Raw genomic sequence first — 20575 nt, 5'->3', positions numbered from 1 at the left:
AAAACAATCCCTAAAGCAACAACGCTTTAGGGATTAATTATTTATATCATATTTTAATCGTCATCATCGGAGGACAAGCGGAGCACTGCCATAAAGGCTTCTTGCGGAACTTCAACAGATCCGAACTGGCGCATACGCTTTTTACCCTCTTTTTGCTTTTCAAGGAGTTTCTTTTTACGGGTTACATCACCGCCGTAGCACTTTGCAAGTACATCCTTGCGGAGTGCCTTAACAGTTTCTCTTGCGATAACCTTACCGCCGATTGCAACCTGAATAGGAACTTCAAACAAATGACGAGGAATATATTTTTTGAGTTGTTCTGCAATTCTTCTTGCACGGGAATATGCTTTTTCTCGATGAATGATGAATGAAAGTGCGTCAATAATATCACCGTTGAGCATTACATCAACCTTAACAAGATCAGATTTTCTGTAATCTTTCATTTCATAATCGAAAGAAGCATAGCCTCTTGTTCTTGATTTGAGTGCATCGAAGAAATCGTAAATAATTTCATTAAGCGGAAGTTCATAGTGAATATCAACTCTGTCGGGAGTGATATAGTTCATATTCTTGAATATTCCACGCTTATCCTGACACATATCCATAACAGTGCCGACAAACTCGCTCGGAACATAAATATGTGCATCTGCAAACGGTTCTTCGCAGTAATCAATATATGCAGGGTCGGGATAATTTGTTGGATTATCAATCTCAACCATCGTGCCGTCGGTAAGATAAATCTTATATACAACCGAAGGAACAGTTGCAATAAGGTCAAGATTATATTCTCGATCAAGGCGTTCCTGGATGATTTCGAGATGCAAAAGTCCCAAGAAACCGCATCTAAAACCAAAGCCGAGAGCACCCGAAGTTTCAGGTTCGTATGAAAGAGATGCGTCATTGAGTTGCAATTTTTCAAGTGCGTCACGAAGTGCCTCATAATCGGCACCGTCGGCAGGATAAAGACCGCAATACACCATTGGGTTCACATGACGATAGCCCGGCAAAGCCTCCTCGGCAGGGTTATCGGCAGTTGTGACTGTGTCACCGACATGAGCATCACCGACAGTTTTGATTGAAGCAGTGATATATCCAACCTCGCCTGCTGTGAGTTCATTTGCCTTTTCCATAGAGGTTGCACGCATATAGCCAACCTCAACAACGGTAAATTCTGCACCGGTTGACATAATACGCATTGTGTCGCCGGCTTTGATTTTGCCCTCTTTGATTCTTACATAAACGATTACACCACGATAGCTATCATAAACCGAGTCGAAAATAAGAGCCTTAAGAGGCTTATTATCATCCCCCTGCGGCGGAGCAATCTCTTTTACGATATATTCAAGGACTTCCTCAACATTTTCACCTGTTTTGGCAGAGATGCGAGGAGCATCCATACAAGGAATACCAACAATTTCTTCAACCTCTTGTGCCACTCTTTCGGGGTCTGCAGCCGGTAGGTCAATCTTGTTGATTACAGGCAAAATATCCAAATCGTGGTCAAGAGCCAAATAGGTATTTGCAAGGGTCTGTGCCTCTACGCCCTGCGAAGCGTCAACGATGAGAATAGCGCCCTCACAAGCCGCAAGCGAACGGGAAACCTCATAGTTAAAATCGACATGGCCGGGAGTGTCTATAAGATTAAAGATATATTCCTGACCGTCTTTGGCAGTATAATTCAGTTTTACTGCGTGGGCTTTGATTGTGATACCACGCTCACGCTCAAGGTCCATATCGTCCAAAATCTGCTCTTGCATATCACGCTTTTGAACGGAACTTGTAAGTTCAAGCAATCTGTCTGCAAGAGTTGACTTGCCGTGGTCGATATGGGCTATAATTGAAAAGTTTCTAATGTTGTTTTTATTAACCGACAAAAAAGTTGTCCTCCGTTAATTTTTTTCGTCTATCTCAATATTTTTTATTGTTTTAACTTCGTTCAAAGTTCTTTTTCCATTAAACAAAGCCTTAAACAAACGGTAAATATAAGTACCCACTAACAAATACGGATGTTTTTCCAAAATTCTGTAATCGGCAATCATCTTTTTCTTTGGAGGAAAAAGTCTGCGCCACATAATAATTCGTTTTGCTTCTTCAACAGAAGACACATCCATATTACTGATTTCGTTTACTAATCTGACAGATTCATTTCCAAATATTCCGGAATTTATAATAGCCTCAAACATTTCAAGTTCTTGATTGTCAAGTTCATCGCCGTCAAACAATTTAAAAGCTATTGATCTTGTTATTTTTTCAAATTCCAAAATATTATATTTTTCGAGGAAAGCATTGATAATATTCCAATCAAGATTATCATATTCCTTTTTTAAAAACAAATAGTGATCAATCAAGAATCTAATTCCACAGCCCCCTGTGGAAAAATGCTTATACATATGGCACACGGAATAAATATAAACATCATTTATGCCCATATGATACAAATACGGATGCTCACTGTCTTGCACTGCATTATCCCACAAATTATCAAATACGGGGCAAAAATCGTTTTCTTTAAAAAACAAATCCTTATGAAATTCAAACATACAATAAGGCGGTTTTTTGTAATCATCAGAGTTTTCGCCTGTTGCAACAGCTTTATATCCATTTTTCTTCATAAAGTGCGCAACTTCATCACGATAAGATATATCAAACAAAATATCATTATCACTCATTTGCCTCATAGATTGATTTGGATAATAATCACGAATTATAAGACCCTTAAGAGGCATATGCTTTATGGAATTTTCTTCAAGAAACTCAAAAACATTTTCTCGTTCATTATTAACAACAATCATTTTTGTTATTTCGGACAAATTATAATCCTTAAATAACTTTTTATACTCCGATGAAATATCCGGTGCATTTTGAACGATTGATATAATAATGTTATATACTTGATGTTCCCTTGCCAATTCAAGAATGGCAGGATAATTGATATTTCTTGAATAGTCAGGTTCTTCACCTTTGATTGCACAAGTTAGAAGATAAACTAAAGAAAAAACATCTTCCTTTGCATATTTCATTCTTACTTCTCCAAAACTCCGAAGCCATCGAGAGTTTCAATAAAATCTGCTACATCCTTTTCGATTTCTTCTTTTGGAGCATCATATCTTGCAGACATTGCAGAAACAATGCTGTCAACAGTTTGCTCTTTTTGAAGAAGAGTGAAGATGTAGTTTGCGGTTTCATTATTGTTGATAATACCTGAAAGTTCGTTTGAAAGTTTGCCTGTTGCGATGGCAAAATCCTGACCGTCAATATTACCTAATACAATACCCTTTTTTAATTTCATTATAATTACCCCTTATATAAAATTTATTTATTATTTATTTCGTCAATAATTCTTTGAGCCACATAAACACCGCTTGCGGAAGCGTGTGAAAGTGAATGAGTAACACCTGAACCGTCACCGATAACATAAAGACCCTTGTGCACGGTTTCGAGATTTTCGTCGAGTTCAACCTCCATATTGTAGAACTTAACTTCAACACCGTAAAGAAGTGTATCCGGATTTGCAGTGCCCGGAGCAATCTTGTCGAGTGCATAAATCATCTCGATAATGCCGTCCAAAATTCTCTTTGGAAGAACAAGCGAAAGGTCGCCCGGAGTGGCTGCCAAAGTAGGCTCAACCATACCCTCTTCAATACGCTTCGGATTGCTTCTTCTTCCTGATACAAGGTCGCCGAAACGCTGAACAATTACACCGCCGCCGAGCATATTTGAAAGGCGTGCAATGCTTTCGCCGTAGCCGTTACTGTCCTTGAACGGCTCTGAAAAATGCTTTGAAACCAAAAGTGCAAAGTTTGTATTTTCGGTTTGCTTTTCAGGGTCCTCATAGCTGTGACCGTTAACGGTAATGATGCCGTTTGTATTTTCATTTACGACACTGCCCTTTGGATTCATACAGAAAGTACGAACAGCATCCTCATAATTCTTTGTTCTGTAAACAATTTTACTCTCGTAAAGTTCATCTGTAAGGTGTGAGAAAACAACAGCAGGAAGTTCAACACGAACACCGATGTCAACACGGTTTGAATGAGTAACGATACCGAGATGGTCGCATATACCCTCCATCCATTTGCTGCCGCTTCTGCCAACGGAAATGATACAATCCTTGCAAGTGAACTCGCCTTTTTTACATTCAACCTTAAAGCCGTCTGAAAGTTTTTCAACAGAATCAATGTGAGTGTTGAAATGCCATTCAACCTTGTCCTTGAGTTCATTATAGATATTTTCAAGAACCACATAGTTAATATCCGTACCCAAATGTCTAACGGAAGCATCAAGAAGGTTAAGCTGATTTTGGATACAAAGTTTTTTGAAATGCGAACCTGCGGTTGTGTAAAGTTTGCAGTTTTGTCCGCCGTGTTCAACATTGATTTTGTCAACATATTTCATAAGTTCGATGGCTTTTTTCTTGCCGATATACTCGTAAAGTGTGCCGCCGAAATCATTTGTTATATTATACTTACCGTCGGAAAATGCTCCTGCACCGCCGAAACCGCTCATAATAGCGCAGGTTTTGCACTGAATACAAGACTTAACCTTGTCGCCGTCAATCGGGCATTTTCTCTTTGCAAGCTCGTTGCCTGCTTCAAACACGGCAATCTTTAAATCACTATGCTTGTTGATAAGCTCATATGCGGAAAAGATACCGCCCGGACCTGCACCGATAATAATTACATCATAATCTTTATTAGTCATTTTTTTACCTCTCATTTAAAAACATAACACTTCCATTGAAATGAGGGGAAGTTGGCTCATTTTTGTTGTATCAGCAAAACTGAACACAGTATCACATAATACCCTTTATACATTTTACCATATTATAAATAAAAATCAATATCTAAAATTCGTAAATTTACAAAGTTTAGATATTGATAATACTACATTATTAAATTTTTGCCATAACTTCGTTATAAAGAGGTGTGCCGACTCTTATTTCGCCCTCGTACACTTTACCGTTATTGAATATTACGCTTGCAAGTCTGTTTTGGACGAAAACCTCTCTTGTAACGCCTGTGCTTCTTCTCGTTCCCGACATACCGCCGACAATGGCACCGGCTTCGCCAAAGAGAAAGTCGCCGATAATCATTCCTCCGACATTAGGAATTTGCTCGATAATCGAATCGGTTTGCATTGCGATATTACTGCCGATTTGATTAACCGCAATAACATAAGGAGCTTTGTTTGCCAAGCTGACGCCGAAATTAACATTAGGTTCTATTGTAAACAGCTCTCTTAAAAATCTGTCATATACATTGTCTGAAGTTTTAGGAGGCAAAAGTTGCCTTGAACCCCAAACCGATTGTATAACGATTCTTACCTTGCACCCGTTTCCGTCTTCTATCGGTGTAATATATGTTTCGAAAATAATCTTACCGAGGCTTGATTCAACTAATTGTGCCTTAATATATCCACGCTCCGGGTTTACGCTTTTTACATCTCCGCATCTCTTAAAAGCACTGTAAATCACATCTATTGACTGCCTTATATCAAAAGGAGTCACAAACAAAAAAGTGTCGTTACTTCTGCGGTCTTGAAATCTAAAACTCCTGTATATTTTAGGATTGCCCTTGCCCTTTGATGATAAGTCGTTAACAAAAGTATGAGTTATCCAATCTTCCGTTTCTGTATTTTGAATTTCATCTGCAGTTGATGTTTTAATACTGTATTCATCATCTTCAACAGGCACAACATTTACAGGCGAACCACACTCAAAACAGAATTTTGCACCGTCAGGAAGTTTTGTTCCGCAATTAATACAATACATTTTCAACTCTCCTCATTTGGTATATTTATATAAATTCGTCTTGGCTTATTGTTTGTACTAATAATACTACCAAAGGATGTTTATGTCAACGAAGCTCAAATGTACAGTACCGAAAAACGGACAATAAAAGAAGAGGGACACCGCATATAACGGCATCCCCCAAACAGAGTCTAAATATTTGAGAAGCTATATTTTTTGCTGTAATCCTTGAACAATTTGCCATAGTCGCTTGATGAATCCTCGGCGATACGCTGTGTTTCGTGGATTGAGAGATTGTGCATTATTGATGCATCAATCAAACAGCCTGCAATATTTGAACAATGGTCGGACACACGCTCCAAATCAGTGAGCAAATCTGACCACACAAAGCCTGCCTCGATTGTGCACAAGCCTTGTTGCATACGGCGAATATGATGAGTACGCATTTTTTCCTTGATTATATCAATGACCTGTTCAAGAGGCTGAACCCTCTTTGCAATCTCGGTATCAGTGTCTTTCAACGCCTTAAATGTTATATCGAGAATCTCCTTTGTTGCACCTGTGAGGATGTCAAGTTCCTTGATAGCGTCTTCAGTGAGAGTGTATCCTTTTTGACGAAGTTCCTCAGTGGAATTGAGAACATTAACCGCATGGTCCGAAATTCGTTCAAGGTCGCCTATCATTTTAAGAAGTGCAGCTGCCTGCTCGCTTTCCTCATCGCCCATTTTTTGTGAGCTCAAATTAACAAGATAAGTGCCGATTACATCTTCGTATCTGTCGCACTTTGCCTCATCTTTTCTTATGCGTTCGGCATCGGCATCGGTATAATTTGTTATGCAAGTTATACTTTTTTCAATTGCACGCTCGGAGCAATTTGCCATTTTTATTGCAACGCTGTAGCACTGCTGAAGTGCAAGAGTTGGAGTTGCAAGAAGACGAGAATCGAGGATTTCAACCTCTTCAGGTTCTTCATCATCTTTGATGAATTTAAGTGCAAGTTTTTCGAGAAGTTTTGCATTTGGCATAAGAAGTGCAACACACAAAACATTAAATATTGTGTGAACCACGGCAATGCTGAAAGCGGTTGCAGGAGTGTCGAGAACCGCAGGTTCAAAGCCATACTTCCAAATCGAGAACAGCACGAGCATAAATATTGAACCGATAACATTGAACATAAGGTGAACAAAGGCGGTACGCTTTGCGTTTTTATTTGCACCGACTGATGAGATAAGAGCAGTTACGCAAGTGCCGATGTTTTGACCCATAATGATTGGAATTGCCGCACCGAGGGAAACCTGACCGGTGACAGCGAGAGCCTGCAAAATGCCGACCGATGCAGAACTTGACTGAATAATGCCTGTGAGAACAGCACCGACTAAAACGCCCAAAAACGGATTTTTAAACATAACGAACATTTGCTGAAATTCAGGAACCTCGGAAAGACCGCTGACTGAACCCGACATTGTCTCCATGCCAAACATAAGAGTTGCAAAACTGAGGAGTACAATACCACTGTCCTTCTTTTCACTTTTCTTTGAGAACATATAAAGAATTATGCCCACAAGTGCAAGAACAGGAGTGAATGATGACGGCTTCAAAAGGCTCACCCACACATTTTCACTGCTGATGCCCGACAACGACAAAATCCAGCTTGTGACTGTTGTTCCGACATTTGCACCCATAATTACATTGATAGCCTGACGGAGATTCATAAGTCCCGAATTAACAAAACCCACCACCATAACAGTAGTTGCCGAAGAACTTTGAATAACCGCAGTTACGGCACAACCCGTGAGAAATCCCGCAAACTTGTTGGTTGTCATTTTTGCAAGAATGCCACGAAGTTTATTACCGGCTCTGCGTTCGAGAGCCTCACCCATAGTATTCATACCGAACAGGAACAGACAAAGTCCTCCCACCATTTTCAATGCGTCAAATATACTCATAATTACTCCTTGATTTTTAAAATTATTATTTTACGGTTTGAGAATATCAAATTTACATCAAATCTATTATCAAGGTTATGTAAAATCAATGTAAAGTGTAAAGCTTTTATATGTTTAAAAAACAGAAAAGACTCCCCTTGAAAGTAAATCAAAGAGAGCCTTGATTGTTTAATTATTTTGGAAAAGTGAGAATAATTGTTGTTCCCTTGCCTACCACGCTTCTAAGTTCGATTTCGGCATTGTGAAGTTTGGCGGCGTGCTTTACGATTGACAAACCAAGACCTGTTCCGCCAACCTCTTTTGAACGGCTTTTATCTACACGATAAAACCTCTCAAATATTCTTGACTGCTGGTCAAGAGGAATACCTATACCCGTATCGCTTACAGAAAGCTTTACACAATCGACACAATTCTTAACCTCAACCTCAACTCTGCCACCCGGACGATTGTATTTGATGGCATTATCGCAAAGGTTAAATACAATACTTGTAAGAAGCTGTGATTTGCCGGTGATGATTGACGGCTCACCCTTTACAGCAAGCTCAACACCTGCCTTTTCTGCAACAGGAGTAAGGTTGGTAACCGTCATTTTTGACACATCATAAAGGTCAACTTTTTCGGAAATTATATCCGAACTTTCTTCGTCAAGATGAGAAAGTTTGATAATATCCTCAACAAGAGTGATAAGTCGCTTTGCTTCTTTGTAAATCTTCTGTGAAAACTGCGGAACATCTTTTTCGGCAACCATACCGTTTGAAAGAAGTTCGGCACTGCCTGCGATTGTTTGAAGCGGAGTGCGAAGCTCGTGTGAAACATTTGCCGTGAACTCTCTGCGAACTTCCTCTGCCTTTTCCATTTCCGTAAAGTCGAAGATAATAAGTGCAACACCTGTTACCTTGTCGCCCGACATAATCGGAGTTGCGCTGAAATGATAGCTTACATCATCAATATCAAGGATGATTTCGCTATGCTTGCCGTTTTCTGCCTTGCGGAGAAGCTCCTGAACCTCAACGCCACTGCTGAAAAGAAGTAAATCTTTTCCTACACAATAACTGCTTATGCCGAGAAGTCGTGAAGCGGTTTTGTTTATACTGATAATCACGCCGTCGGAATTAAGAAGAATAATTCCCTCTGACATATTTTCGGTTGCCGCTTCAAATTCGTTTCGTTTCTTTTCAAGTTCAAGCTGTTGATTTTTTATCTGTTTTTTCTGAATTCTGACTTTTTCAAGGAGCGGTGTAAGTTCCTCATATACTTTTGCGTCATCAGGCTTGTCAAGATTAATTTGATTAAGAGGTTCAACGATTTTCTTTGAAAGTCTATATGCAAAATATAGTGAAACAAGCACCGCAACCAAGAACACAATTATAATCGGCTGAAGCATTGCAAGAAGAAGTGCCCACCACGAAAGTTCGTTGACGGAAAGTCGCATTACGCTACCGTCATCCAAGCGAACGGCGGTATAATAAAGATGTTCCGTAAGGGTTTCCGAATATCTGTCTGCGCTTCCCTTGCCTGTCATTATTGCTTGTTTGACTTCCGAACGCTCAAGGTGATTGCCCATTTCATCGGTATTTGCTTCATTATCAAAAAGCACCTTGCCGTTCTTATCAATCCAAGTCATACGATAGGTTTTGTCATCAATTTTATTGAGATAATTCATACCGTCAAGTTCAACCGCACTTGCAACATATTCTGCCTGCGTGTCAAGGCGTTGCCTTTGAATATCGGAATAGTAATTATAAAGCACGCCCAAAATTATGGCAAGCACAGCAAGAGTGATACAAACTGCAACGGAACAAATAGAGCGAAAAATCTTTTTTGTCATAATTTATCCTCCATTCTGTAACCGACACCACGAACGGTTTTTATATAATCTCCGCATTTCCCGAGTTTGGTACGAAGCGTGCCGATATGCACATCAACCGTTCTTGTTTCGCCAACATATTCTGTGCCCCAAACACAGCTTAAAAGCTGATCACGAGTAAATGCTCTGCCGATATTTTCCATAAACAGTTTGAGCAAATCATATTCCTTCAAGGTCAAATTGATTTCCTCGCCATTGGCATAAACAATATGTTTAGCTGTGTCTATTTTCAAATCGTTAAGTTTCAAATCTTGCTTTTTATCTTCTTTTAAAGAACGGCGAAGAACCGCTCTTACTCTTGACACCATTTCCATCATACCAAATGGTTTTGTGAGATAATCGTCAGCACCCAAATCGAGAGCAACAACCTTGTCGTACTCGGTTTCCTTTGCCGTTTCCATAATAACGGGAATATCAGCCGTTCTGTTGTCGGAACGGATTTTTTTAAGGATGCTGATACCGTCCTCATTCGGAAGCATAATATCAAGCAAAATCAAATTTGGAGTTTCTTCCTTAACGGCAGACCAAAATTCGGTTGAATCCGCAAAACCTTTCGCTTCAAATCCGGAGGCGGTAAGAGTGTATACAATCAAATCTCTGATGCCGTTGTCATCTTCTATACAGTAAATCATAATTATTCCGCCTTTCTTTACTTTAATATTACAAAGAAAAAGTAAAATCAAAAACACAAGGTTTGTAAAATCTAAGTAAAATTGCAAATTTTTCTTTACAATCAATCTTTACAATTTTATTATACAATATGAAACCGCCATATACAACAAAAACTCCCCGATTTTATAAATCAAGGAGTTTTACATAAATTGTAAAGTTTTTATTATCAAATACTGTAAACTCTGTTAGGCTTTCTGTCTGGTGTTTTTGGTGCTTCGCCGTCAGGATAACCGACTATGCAATGACCCACGCCGACATATTCCTCCGTGATGCCCAGTTTTTCAAGGAGTTGTTTGCCTTGCTCGGTTTCGAATTCTTCCTTGGCACGGTGAATCCAGCAACTGCCAAGACCCAAAGCGTGCGCTTCGAGCATCATATTGCCCATTACAAGACTGCCATCATAAACACAGGTTGAGCTGTCCTTTTTATCAAGAACAACAAGAACGGCAGGAGCGTTATAAAACGGGTCAAAATCAGGCTTCCAGCCTCCGATTTTGCAATTAAGTGCAGACAGTTCATCACGAACTTTTTTGTCTGTCACCTTGATAATAATTGAATTTTGGTTACCTCTGCCGTTTGCGGCATAAAGACCGGCTTCAACAATTTTGTCAAGAAGTTCGTCAGCCACAGGAGCGGACTTGTATTTCTTAATACTTCTTCTTGATTTCATAACATCTAACATATCGGACATAATCATACCTCCAAAATTTATGCATCTATTAATTTCTTTCAATAAGTGCCACTGCTTCTGTGTGCGGAGTGCGGGGGAACATATCAACCGGGGTGACTTCGAGGGTTTGGTAGCCTTTTGTTTGTAGAATTTCCAAATCTCGGGCGAGGGTGGCGCTGTCGCACGAAACATAAACTATTCTCTTTGGGTTCATTTTTTCAACAACATCAAACAGTTCTTTTTGACAGCCCTTGCGAGGTGGGTCGAGGATAACGACATCGGGAGTTATTCCTCTTTTTTCAAGTTCCTTTGCACCGTCATAGGCATCACCGCAGAAAAATTCTGCATTTGTTATTCCGTTTTGTCTGGCGTTGATTTTTGCATTTTCAATAGCCTGCGGGATAATCTCAATACCGAAAATCTGCTTTGCATTATCTGCCATTGTCAATCCGATTGTACCGACACCGCAGTAGAGGTCAACAACGGTTTCGTTGCCTGTCAAACCTGCATATTCGGCAGCTTTAGTGTACAATTTTTCGCATTGGTCGTGGTTGATTTGATAAAATGACTCTGGCGAAATCACAAACTTTTTGCCAAGCAAAACATCTGTAACAGTCGGTTCGCCGTAAATCAGTTTTGTTTCGTTACCGAGAATTACATTTGTGTTTTCTCGATTAATATTTAAGCAAATTGACTTTACTCCGTCATGCTGCTTAAGCGAAGCAACAAGGTCGATTTCATTCGGCACACTCTTGCCGTTGATGACAAGGCAGACCATTGTTTCTGCCGTCATCGGTGCTCTGCGAATATAAATATGGCGGAGCAGTCCCCTGCCAGTTTGTTCATCATAAGATGTAACATTATTTGCACGCACCCATTTTGCGATTATGTCGAGAATATCTTTGAAGCTACTATGCTGAAGTCGGCAATCTGCACACGGAATAATCCTATGACTTTTGTAAGCATAAAAGCCTGCCTGAAGTTCGCCGTTTGTGATGCAAACAGGATATTGTGCCTTATTGCGATAATTATCAACCGTATCGGCACCGATAATCGGCTTGATCGTAGCATCAATATGACCTATTCTTTTAACGGCGTCTGCTACTCTGCCCTGCTTATATTGAAGCTCGGCATCATAAGTCATATTTCTAAACGAACAGCCTCCGCACTTGTCAGACACAGGACAAACGGACTCAATTCTGCATGGTGACGGATTGAGAATTTCTTTTACAATGCCGATTGCATAGTTCTTTTTGGCTTTGATAATATGAGCGATAATTTCATCACCCGTTACTGCGCCACGAACAAAAACCGCCATACCGTCATAGTGACCGACTGACGAGCCTTCGTTTGTCATATCTTCAATTTTTAATGTTATATCATCGTTTTTCTTAATACTCATAAATTAAGTTAAGGGCAGTATATAACCACCCTTATGCCTTCTGTATATTTTTAATAATTTCTTCCATCTTGTCCATCTTGCTGTCCATATCAGCAACAAGTTTGAACTGATTGCGTGCACGGTCAAGGTTATGTTCAGGATATTCTGTTCTGAAATAAACATCGCCGTTGATGTAGTCGGTCAAGAAACGCATACCGCATTCGAGAGTCATAAGCTTTGAGGCAAATGCAAGGTTGTCAATTTCTGCTTGATTGAAGTACTCACCTGCTTCGCCCAAAAAGCCCTCTGCATAAGCCTTGAAGTAATCCAAATCCATTTCTACCTTATCAAGATCGGTTTCGTCCTCGGCAGCGGTTGATGCACCAAAGCGGATTGAATCACCAAAATCATAAAGAGCAAGACCCGGCATAACGGTGTCAAGGTCGATAACGCAAACGCACTTGTTTGTATCCTTATCAAACATAACATTATTGAGCTTTGTGTCGTTGTGAGTTACACGGAGCGGAAGTTCGCCCTTCTCGGTCATTGCGGTGAGTTTGCCCATTTCATCGGCATACTTATTCACAAAATCAACCTCTGCCTTGCAAGTGTCAAGTCTACCCGAAGCATTCTTCTCAAGAGCAGGAACAAACTCGTTGTTGTATCTCCACAAAGTATCGTGGAAGTGCGGAATTGTTTCTGTAAGTTCTTCCGCATTAAAATCAGACAAAAGTCTTTGGAACTTGCCGAAAGCCTCACCACTCGATTTGAACATTTCTGCATTTTCAGCAGTGTTGAAGCTGACAGAATCACGAACAAAGATATATGCTCTGTAATATGTATTATCCTCCGGTGACTTATAGAATTCATTGCCGTCCTTAGTGTGGATATAGTGCAATGTTTCTCTGTCAGGGTCACCGCCGTTTTTCTTAATAACAGAACGAAGATATGACGTTACGGCAAAAACATTTTTCATAAGCTGTTCGATATTCTTAAAAACATTGTCATTAAGCTGTTGAAGAATGTATCTTTGCTCCGAGCCTTCATTATTAAATTTTACAAGATATGTTTTGTTGATATGACCTGAGCCAAACTCCTCAACATCAACAAAATCGCCTTTAAAATTAAAAATATCAATAACCTCTCTGATATTTGCCATTGTTATATCTCCTCCATAATATATTTTAAATATATTATTTTTTAATAATCACTAAATTTGTCTAATCAAATCCTTATCAATCCTTGCAGCCCAAGCAATATTATATGAATGGTCACCGACTCTTTCAAGGTCTTGAAGTGCCTTTGTGAATATAACACCCGACGAAGTGTGGCACTTCTTTTCACGAAGTCGTTGAACATGATTGTCCTGTGCCTGCAATGTGAGATAATCAATTGTATCTTCAAGATAATGAAGCTGATGTTCCTCTGCATCGGTCAAATGCTTGTTTGTGAAAGCACCGAGTGCACGGTCGAGAAGTTCAAGGTCAACCTCATATATTTCCTTAAATTCTGCAATACCTATATCCGAAAACTCGTAATTTTCTTCTTTTGCAGTGGTCACTCTTCTCATAATATTTTCTGCATGGTCACCGATTCTTTCAAGGTCGGTAATTACATGGAAAAGTTTACCAATATATTCCGACACATCACCGGTAATTTCCTTTGAAGTAACGGTTATCATAAAGTCGGAAATATTATGATTAAGCCAATTTATAAGTTCTTCATTTTCTTCAAGCTCACGATGTTTGCTATTGTCCATAACAAGGAATCCCTCGCAGGCAATGACAAAATTATGTCTGACAAGTCTTGCCATACGCTCAACCTCACTACCGATTTGAAGTGCGGTTGAAATAGGGTTTTCGCTGATTTTCTTGTCAATAAACTCAAAGCGAAGTCGAGTGTCGTGCTCTTTAGGTTTGATAATAACTTCACTGAGTTTAACAACCCATTTTATGAACGGCAACATAACAAAGGCAGTAACTACCTTGAAAATGATATGTGCAATAGCGACCTGCACCGAGCCGTTATCCGACAAGGTTGTTATCCACTCGGCATACTGTGGGAATATGAGTGCAATAGGTGTGAATATCAGCATACCCACAAAATCGAAAATAAAGTAAATAACTGCGGCACGCTTTGCATTTGTTTTTGCACCGAGAGCAGAAAGGAAAAGCGGCATTGCAGAGCCTACATTGATACCGATAATAAGATAAATTGCAAACTTCATCGGCATAAGGCTTGCACTTGTCATTGCAAGAGCCTGCAAAACACCGATTGACGCACTTGAGCTTTGAAGCACGGAACACATAATAAAGCCAATCAAAAGGCCGAGAAACGGATTATTGGCTTTTGTAATAAATGTCTGAAATGCCGCACTTGTTTTAAGCACTCCCATAGCTTCGGGACCGCTCATATACTTTAAACCAAAGAACAAAACACCAAAGCCGAGAATAATTTGCCCGATAAACTTTTGTGTTTGTTTTTTGCTGAACAAAGCCATAACCGTTCCTATAAAAATGCAAAACGGTGCAATGGCAGAAACATCAATAGCAATAAGAACAGCGGTGATTGTGGTACCGATATTTGCACCGATAATAACCCCTGTTGCCTGTGCCAAATCCATAATGCCGGCGTTCAAAAAGCCCATAAGCATAACGGTTGTGGCAGATGATGACTGAATAACAGCTGTTACCAAAACACCGAGCAAAAATCCCTTGAATCTGTTACGAGTTAGCTTTTCAAGAAGCAATCTCATCTTGTTACCTGCGACCTGATTTAAGCCATCGGACATATATTTCATTCCGAACAAAAACAAACCAAGACCGCCAAGAAGGCTGATGATGTTAGATATACCCATATATTTTCCTCTTACACAAAATTAGTCTATGTCTTTTATATAATATGCATATAAATTATCTTATAATATATAATAAAAGTCAAGAAAATTTTACATTTATTTTACTAAAATCTTAAAATAAGACTAAAAAATGGCCTGCCCGACGAGATTCGAACTCGTGATCTTCCGAGTCGGAGTCGGAGGCATTATCCAGCTGTGCTACGGGCAGGTATTGAGTTTGACAAAGCGAAAAAAAGCGGCACTTTGACACACCATATTCTATTATAATTATTAAAACTTTTTTTGTCAAATAAAAATAGTATAAATTTATATATTGACTTTTTTATACACCTGTAATAAAATAAGGGCAAACAGAGGTTATAAACCACAATATAATAATGTAATATATATTAACGAGGTGGACTATGGCAGACAAACTTGCAGGATTTGTTCCTGACACAATGAACAATGACGAGCCTATCCGTGAGCCTATCGTAAGACTTGGAAAGCTCATAACAGACAGATTGCCTGTTAAAATCGGCAAGGAAAAAATCACAAAGGAATCGCCTGAATACTGGGGACTTGCTCCTATATGTACAGACGAGATGGCAGAACTTGCTATTCTTATGGGCAAAAGAAAGCCGAGAACCTGGGCAGATATGAAAAAACTGTCTCAAAAAATGCCTAATATGACAGACGAAAAACTCGAGCAGTTGCTTCACGACTTGAGCGAAGTCGGTATCCTTGAATACAACTGGGAAAATCCACAGCACGAAAAGCAATGGGTGCTTCCTATGTATGTTCCGGGAAGTGCCGAATTCACAAATATGAGCGAAAGTGTGCTTGCTGAGCATCCTGAAATGGGCAGATTTTTTGAAAGAATGAGCCGTATTCCGCTTGAAAAGGTTACTCCAATGGTTCCTGAAGGCGGTGCAGGAATCGGTATGCATGTTATTCCTGTTGAAAAGGCTATTGACACGCAAAATCAATCACTTGACATTGAACATATTTCATACTGGCTTGACAAATATGATGGAAAATATGCGGCTTCCCCTTGTAGCTGTCGCCGTTCGAGAAAAACATATGACGAGGGCTGTGCAGACGACACAAACGATTGGTGCATTGCTGTGGGTGATATGGCAGACTATGTTGTTGAAACCAACAAAGGTGGCAGATACATCACCAAGGAAGAAGCACTCGAAATTCTCCAAAAAGCAGAGGACAACGGCTTTGTGCACCAAATCACAAACATTGACGGCGAAAACAAGATTTTTGCCATTTGCAATTGCAATGTAAATGTTTGCTACGCACTGCGTACATCACAGCTTTTCAACACACCTAACCTTTCAAGAAGTGCATATGTTGCCGATGTAAATAAGGACAACTGCGTTGCTTGCGGAAGATGTGTTGAGCACTGCCCTGCCGGTGCACTCAAACTCGGTCAAAAACTATGCACATCGCACGGTGAAGTTGAATATCCAAAGCAGGAACTTCCTGACGAAACAAAGTGGGGACCTGAAAAGTGGGAAGAAGAATACAGAGATAAAAACCGTATCAACACTCACGAATCAGGCACTGCTCCTTGCAAAACAGCTTGTCCTGCACACATTGCGGTTCAGGGATACATAAAGATGGCTGCTCAAGGCAGATACACAGATGCTCTTGCACTCATCAAAAAAGAAAATCCGTTCCCTGCCGTTTGCGGACGAATCTGCAACAAGAGATGCGAAGATGCCTGCACAAGAGGCACTGTTGACAGAGCTGTTGCTATTGACGACATAAAAAAATTCATTGCACAAAAGGATTTGGACGCCGAAACAAGATATGTTCCAAAAAAGGTTGTGCCGAGTGTCAGAGGTCAATTTGATGAAAAGATTGCCATCATCGGTGCAGGTCCGTCAGGTCTTTCGTGTGCATATTATCTTGCAGAAAAAGGCTATGTAAATGTAACCGTATTTGAAAAGAACGAAGAAGCCGGCGGTATGCTCCGCTACGGTATTCCAAACTATAAACTTGAAAAGGATGTTATTTCTGCCGAAATTGACATCATCAAGGAGCTTGGTGTTGAAATCAAATGCGGTGTAGAGGTTGGCAAGGACATCACACTTGACGAACTTCGCAAGCAGGGTTACAAAGCATTCTACATTGCCGTAGGTGCACAAGGCGGCAGAAAAGCAGGCATTGAGGGTGAAGACGCAGAGGGTGTGTTCACTGCTGTTGAATTCCTCCACGAATGTGCCGCAACAGAAAAATTTGACCTCGGCAAAGATGTTGTAGTTGTCGGTGGCGGTAATGTTGCAATTGACGCAGCGAGAGTTGCAAGAAGATGCGGTGGCCAGAATGTTCAGATGTTCTGCCTTGAAGCAAGAAACGAAATGCCGGCGGCTGACTATGAAATTGAGGAAGCCGAAGAGGACGGAGTAAAGATTAATTGCTCTTGGGGTCCAAAGGAAATCATCAAGAAAAAAGACAAAGTTAAGGCAATTGTATTCAAAAAGTGTGTTCAGGTTAAGGACGAACAAGGCAGATTTGCTCCTGTATATGACGAGGACGACACAATCACTGTTGAATGCGACAATGTTATTTTGAGTATAGGTCAAAGCATTGTTTGGGGCAATTTGCTTGACGGTGCCGCAACTATAATCAACAAAAACGGTACACTTCAGGCTGATGAAAAGACACTTCAAACAGCACAAGAAGATATTTTTGTCGGCGGTGACGCATACACAGGTCCACGCTTTGCAATTGACGCTATTGCAACAGGCAAGGAAGCTGCAATTTCTATCCACAGATTTGTTCAGCCACATTCATCACTTACAATCGGCAGGAATCCAAGATACTATGTTGAGCTTGACAAGGATGACATTGTGCTTGAAAGCTACGATAATTCTTCCCGTCAAATTCCACAAGCCACAAAGCAGGTTAAAGAGCTTGGATTCAGAGATGACGACAAGTTCCTCACAGAAGAACAAGTCAAGACTGAAACTGCCCGTTGCCTCGGCTGTGGTGCAACAATCGTTGACAAAAACAGATGCGTTGGTTGCGGTATTTGCACAACAAAGTGTGAATTTGATGCTATTAAGATTGTCAGAGAACGCCCTAACTGCTCAAATATGGTTAAGGCGGAGGACAAGATGAAGAAGATTTTGCCATATATGATTAAGCGTCAAATCAAAATCAAGAAAGCATCAAAAAACAAATAATTTTGAAAGCTTAACGGCTCACTTCCTTGAACCGTAAATATATTATTATTCAAAGGAGGAATTACTCGTGTTTTTCCAAATTTATGGTGATACCTCTATATACCAACTTCTCGGTTGGGTGATGGTATTCGCTGCACTTGTGCTTCTCAACGAAGTTGCAAGGCGTTCAAAAGCAGGCGGAATTTTCTGTTTCTTGGTTGTTCCGGCTGTGCTCACAGTTTACTTCATTGCTCTTGCAATAGGTAACGCAAAAGGTGCCGATTGGGCAGTCAACAACCAAACGGTTGTGCAAATGGGCGGATGGTTCCATTACGCCAAGCTGTATGCCGCAACGATCGGATGTATCGGTTTTATGTTCATCAAATACAAATGGGGCATTGGCAAAAAAGATTGGTTCAAAGTTTTTCCGTTTGTAATCGTTGCAATCAACATCCTTATTGCAGTTGCTTCTGACTTTGAATCAGCTGTAAAAGGCTTCCAAGCAGGCTCAATCGCAGGTGGCTGGTGGTACTCAAACGAAGGCGTTTGGCTCTACGGCGGATGGTGGAACATCCTTAACGGTATTGCCGGTATCATCAACATTTTCTGTATGACAAGCTGGTGGGGCATCTATTCATCAAAGGACCAAAAAGATATGCTTTGGCCTGATATGACATGGTGCTTTATCATTGCATACGACATTTGGAATTTTGCATACACATACAACAATCTTCCGCTTCACACTTGGTATTGCGGTGTTGCGCTTCTTCTTGCACCGACATTTGCAAACGCATTCTGGAACAAGGGCGGTTGGATTCAAAACAGAGCAAACACACTTGCACTTTGGTGTATGTTTGCACAAGTTTGCCCTACATTCCTCAATCAGAGTATCTTCACCGTGCTTCCGACAGTATACGGTGCAAGAGGCGAAGAAATCAGAACAACGATCCAAAACGGTGTTATGGATGCAAATCTTGCACTCACACAGGCTGATGCAGACCCAAAGGCACAGGGCATCATCTCTGTACTTGCCATCGTTGCAAATGTAATCTGCATTATGGCAATCATCAAGAAGTCAAAGCAAAAGCACATCAACCCTTACAAGCAGGATGTATTCACAGAACAGCACGACTTCAAGGAAGCTATGGCAAGAGCAGAAGAAGTTGCTTGATTCATAGTATTTAATACGGAGAGGCTGTTGAGAAAGGTTCTGAATTTTGTTTTTTTGCGAACATTGCTGTACCTCGTCAAAACATATTCCGTATAGAATAAAACATAGTTTTGTAAGTATACTACATATGTTTTTCCTCTTTCCAAAAAATCCGTAGATTTTTTAGAAGCCTTATATTTGCTTGTTCGCAAAAAACGAAAAACACCAAAAAAGCTGTAAGTTCAATACTTACAGCTTTTTTAACCCCACCGTCAACACTATGTGTTGCCACCTCCTCTTTTAAAAAAAGTGGAGGCATAATTCGGTTGATATTATTTTGGCGTGTTTCAGGAGCTTTATCGACAGACTAAAACGCAGTGGACGAAAATCTACTGCGTTTTATCTTTATCCTTATTTTTACTTTTTGGTTTTCGCATTGCAAAGGCTGTTGCATAGGTTGCCGTTGCACCGTAGCAATCAAGAACAGCGGCACATTCCGAAAGTGTTGCGCCTGTCGTTTTTACATCATCCACAACAAGATAAGTTTTGTTTGCCGGATCAATGTTCTCATTTACATCAAACGCACCGAACACATTTGCTCGCCTTTGCCGTGCAGATTGATTTCGTTGAGAGAGATTTTCATACGCCTTATAAAAAGTATCTTCAAGCGGAATATCTAAAATCTTTGACAGTTCCTCAGCTATGAGTTTTGCTTGATTATAGCCTCGTGCCTTTTCCCTCTTTCGAGAAAGTGGAACATATGTTATAGCATCAAAATTAATGTGCTTAAACTCCCTTTTTATCGTTTTGGCGATTTCATCAGCCATTCCCTTTGACAATTCGGAATATCCCGCAAACTTTAATCTGTGAACAGCTTTTTTAATATTGCCGTCATAATAAAACGGAGCAACAAATTCCTCGTATTCAGGTTTATGATGCGAATCCTTGCACCTGCAATCTTGCTTTATTGCACCACAGGTTTTGCATATTTCACCTTTGATTTTGGGAGCATTTAGACAATCGTCACATCTCCCCTGCCCAAGCGGTACAACCTCACCGCAAATATCACAACGGCGAGTGAACACGAACCACGAAAAAGTCTTAAACAAATCTTTAATCATA

At 40.2% G+C, this 20575-nt stretch carries 15 protein-coding genes and 1 tRNA gene; 2 read left to right on the top strand and 14 right to left on the bottom strand.

Going from position 1 to position 20575, the window contains the following annotated elements:
- Positions 1–53: 53 nt before the first annotated feature.
- From lepA to B5D29_RS02745, 13 genes are all read right to left on the bottom strand, one after another.
- Positions 54–1874: a translation elongation factor 4 gene (lepA, locus tag B5D29_RS02805; RefSeq protein WP_078768062.1), complete on the bottom strand. Its 1821-nt coding sequence runs from the start codon at positions 1872–1874 to the stop codon at positions 54–56.
- 15 nt (positions 1875–1889) lie between these two features.
- On the bottom strand, positions 1890–3020 hold the full coding sequence (locus tag B5D29_RS02800) for a nucleotidyltransferase domain-containing protein (protein ID WP_078768061.1): 1131 nt from the start codon (positions 3018–3020) through the stop codon (positions 1890–1892).
- 2 nt (positions 3021–3022) lie between these two features.
- Complete coding sequence (locus B5D29_RS02795; protein ID WP_078768060.1) at positions 3023–3289, bottom strand: PqqD family protein; 267 nt, start codon at positions 3287–3289, stop codon at positions 3023–3025.
- A gap of 23 nt (positions 3290–3312) precedes the next feature.
- On the bottom strand, positions 3313–4701 hold the full coding sequence (locus B5D29_RS02790) for an NAD(P)/FAD-dependent oxidoreductase (RefSeq protein WP_078768059.1): 1389 nt from the start codon (positions 4699–4701) through the stop codon (positions 3313–3315).
- A 190-nt stretch (positions 4702–4891) separates the two neighbouring features.
- Positions 4892–5770, bottom strand: a complete 879-nt coding sequence (locus B5D29_RS02785; RefSeq protein ID WP_078768058.1) for a zinc ribbon domain-containing protein — start codon at positions 5768–5770, stop codon at positions 4892–4894.
- A 170-nt stretch (positions 5771–5940) separates the two neighbouring features.
- The gene (locus B5D29_RS02780) at positions 5941–7695 is read right to left on the bottom strand and encodes a Na/Pi cotransporter family protein (RefSeq protein ID WP_078768057.1); all 1755 of its coding nucleotides are present in this window, start codon (positions 7693–7695) and stop codon (positions 5941–5943) included.
- Between the two features lie 172 nt (positions 7696–7867).
- Positions 7868–9523 carry a sensor histidine kinase gene (locus B5D29_RS02775; RefSeq protein WP_078768056.1) on the bottom strand — a complete coding sequence of 552 codons (1656 nt, stop codon included), beginning with the start codon at positions 9521–9523 and terminating at the stop codon, positions 7868–7870.
- Positions 9520–10194, bottom strand: coding sequence for a winged helix-turn-helix domain-containing protein (locus B5D29_RS02770; RefSeq protein ID WP_078768055.1), 675 nt, complete (start codon positions 10192–10194; stop codon positions 9520–9522). The genes B5D29_RS02775 and B5D29_RS02770 overlap by 4 nt, the downstream gene beginning before the upstream one ends.
- Before the next feature lie 206 nt (positions 10195–10400).
- Positions 10401–10925, bottom strand: coding sequence for a nitroreductase (locus tag B5D29_RS02765; RefSeq protein WP_078768054.1), 525 nt, complete (start codon positions 10923–10925; stop codon positions 10401–10403).
- 28 nt (positions 10926–10953) lie between these two features.
- Positions 10954–12306 (bottom strand): 23S rRNA (uracil(1939)-C(5))-methyltransferase RlmD, encoded by a 1353-nt coding sequence (gene rlmD, locus B5D29_RS02760; RefSeq protein ID WP_078768053.1) that lies wholly within the window; start codon positions 12304–12306, stop codon positions 10954–10956.
- Positions 12307–12337: 31 nt separating this feature from the next.
- Positions 12338–13444, bottom strand: a complete 1107-nt coding sequence (locus B5D29_RS02755) for a phosphotransferase enzyme family protein (protein WP_078768052.1) — start codon at positions 13442–13444, stop codon at positions 12338–12340.
- Between the two features lie 51 nt (positions 13445–13495).
- Positions 13496–15142, bottom strand: coding sequence for a Na/Pi cotransporter family protein (locus B5D29_RS02750; protein ID WP_078768051.1), 1647 nt, complete (start codon positions 15140–15142; stop codon positions 13496–13498).
- A 131-nt stretch (positions 15143–15273) separates the two neighbouring features.
- Positions 15274–15350 (bottom strand) — tRNA-Arg (locus tag B5D29_RS02745).
- A 196-nt stretch (positions 15351–15546) separates the two neighbouring features.
- Here B5D29_RS02745 and B5D29_RS02740 point away from each other — a divergent pair.
- Positions 15547–18324, top strand: coding sequence for an FAD-dependent oxidoreductase (locus B5D29_RS02740; protein WP_078768050.1), 2778 nt, complete (start codon positions 15547–15549; stop codon positions 18322–18324).
- 67 nt (positions 18325–18391) lie between these two features.
- The gene (locus B5D29_RS02735) at positions 18392–19474 is read left to right on the top strand and encodes a DUF5692 family protein (RefSeq protein WP_078768049.1); all 1083 of its coding nucleotides are present in this window, start codon (positions 18392–18394) and stop codon (positions 19472–19474) included.
- Positions 19475–19842: 368 nt separating this feature from the next.
- On the opposite strand, the gene B5D29_RS02730 is transcribed toward B5D29_RS02735, so the two are convergent.
- Complete coding sequence (locus B5D29_RS02730) at positions 19843–20574, bottom strand: ComF family protein (RefSeq protein WP_078768048.1); 732 nt, start codon at positions 20572–20574, stop codon at positions 19843–19845.
- Position 20575: the final 1 nt, after the last annotated feature.

It is taken from the genome of Eubacterium coprostanoligenes, from assembly GCF_900167205.1.
GTDB lineage: Bacteria > Bacillota > Clostridia > Oscillospirales > Acutalibacteraceae > Eubacterium_R > Eubacterium_R coprostanoligenes.
The sequence above is the reverse complement of the archived record's forward strand: the minus strand, read 5'-3'. Positions and strand labels throughout refer to the sequence as shown.

Bases quoted from the DNA above. Each gene is read 5' to 3' on its own strand.
- B5D29_RS02765 (WP_078768054.1), bottom strand. From the start codon at position 10,925: ATGTCCGATATGTTAGATGTTATGAAATCAAGAAGAAGTATTAAGAAA.
- B5D29_RS02785 (WP_078768058.1), bottom strand. From the start codon at position 5,770: ATGTATTGTATTAATTGCGGAACAAAACTTCCTGACGGTGCAAAATTC.
- B5D29_RS02780 (WP_078768057.1), bottom strand. From the start codon at position 7,695: ATGAGTATATTTGACGCATTGAAAATGGTGGGAGGACTTTGTCTGTTC.
- B5D29_RS02790 (WP_078768059.1), bottom strand. From the start codon at position 4,701: ATGACTAATAAAGATTATGATGTAATTATTATCGGTGCAGGTCCGGGC.
- B5D29_RS02770 (WP_078768055.1), bottom strand. From the start codon at position 10,194: ATGATTTACTGTATAGAAGATGACAACGGCATCAGAGATTTGATTGTA.
- B5D29_RS02800 (WP_078768061.1), bottom strand. From the start codon at position 3,020: ATGAAATATGCAAAGGAAGATGTTTTTTCTTTAGTTTATCTTCTAACT.
- B5D29_RS02750 (WP_078768051.1), bottom strand. From the start codon at position 15,142: ATGGGTATATCTAACATCATCAGCCTTCTTGGCGGTCTTGGTTTGTTT.
- B5D29_RS02755 (WP_078768052.1), bottom strand. From the start codon at position 13,444: ATGGCAAATATCAGAGAGGTTATTGATATTTTTAATTTTAAAGGCGAT.
- rlmD (WP_078768053.1), bottom strand. From the start codon at position 12,306: ATGAGTATTAAGAAAAACGATGATATAACATTAAAAATTGAAGATATG.
- B5D29_RS02775 (WP_078768056.1), bottom strand. From the start codon at position 9,523: ATGACAAAAAAGATTTTTCGCTCTATTTGTTCCGTTGCAGTTTGTATC.
- B5D29_RS02740 (WP_078768050.1), top strand. From the start codon at position 15,547: ATGGCAGACAAACTTGCAGGATTTGTTCCTGACACAATGAACAATGAC.
- B5D29_RS02730 (WP_078768048.1), bottom strand. From the start codon at position 20,574: ATGATTAAAGATTTGTTTAAGACTTTTTCGTGGTTCGTGTTCACTCGC.
- B5D29_RS02795 (WP_078768060.1), bottom strand. From the start codon at position 3,289: ATGAAATTAAAAAAGGGTATTGTATTAGGTAATATTGACGGTCAGGAT.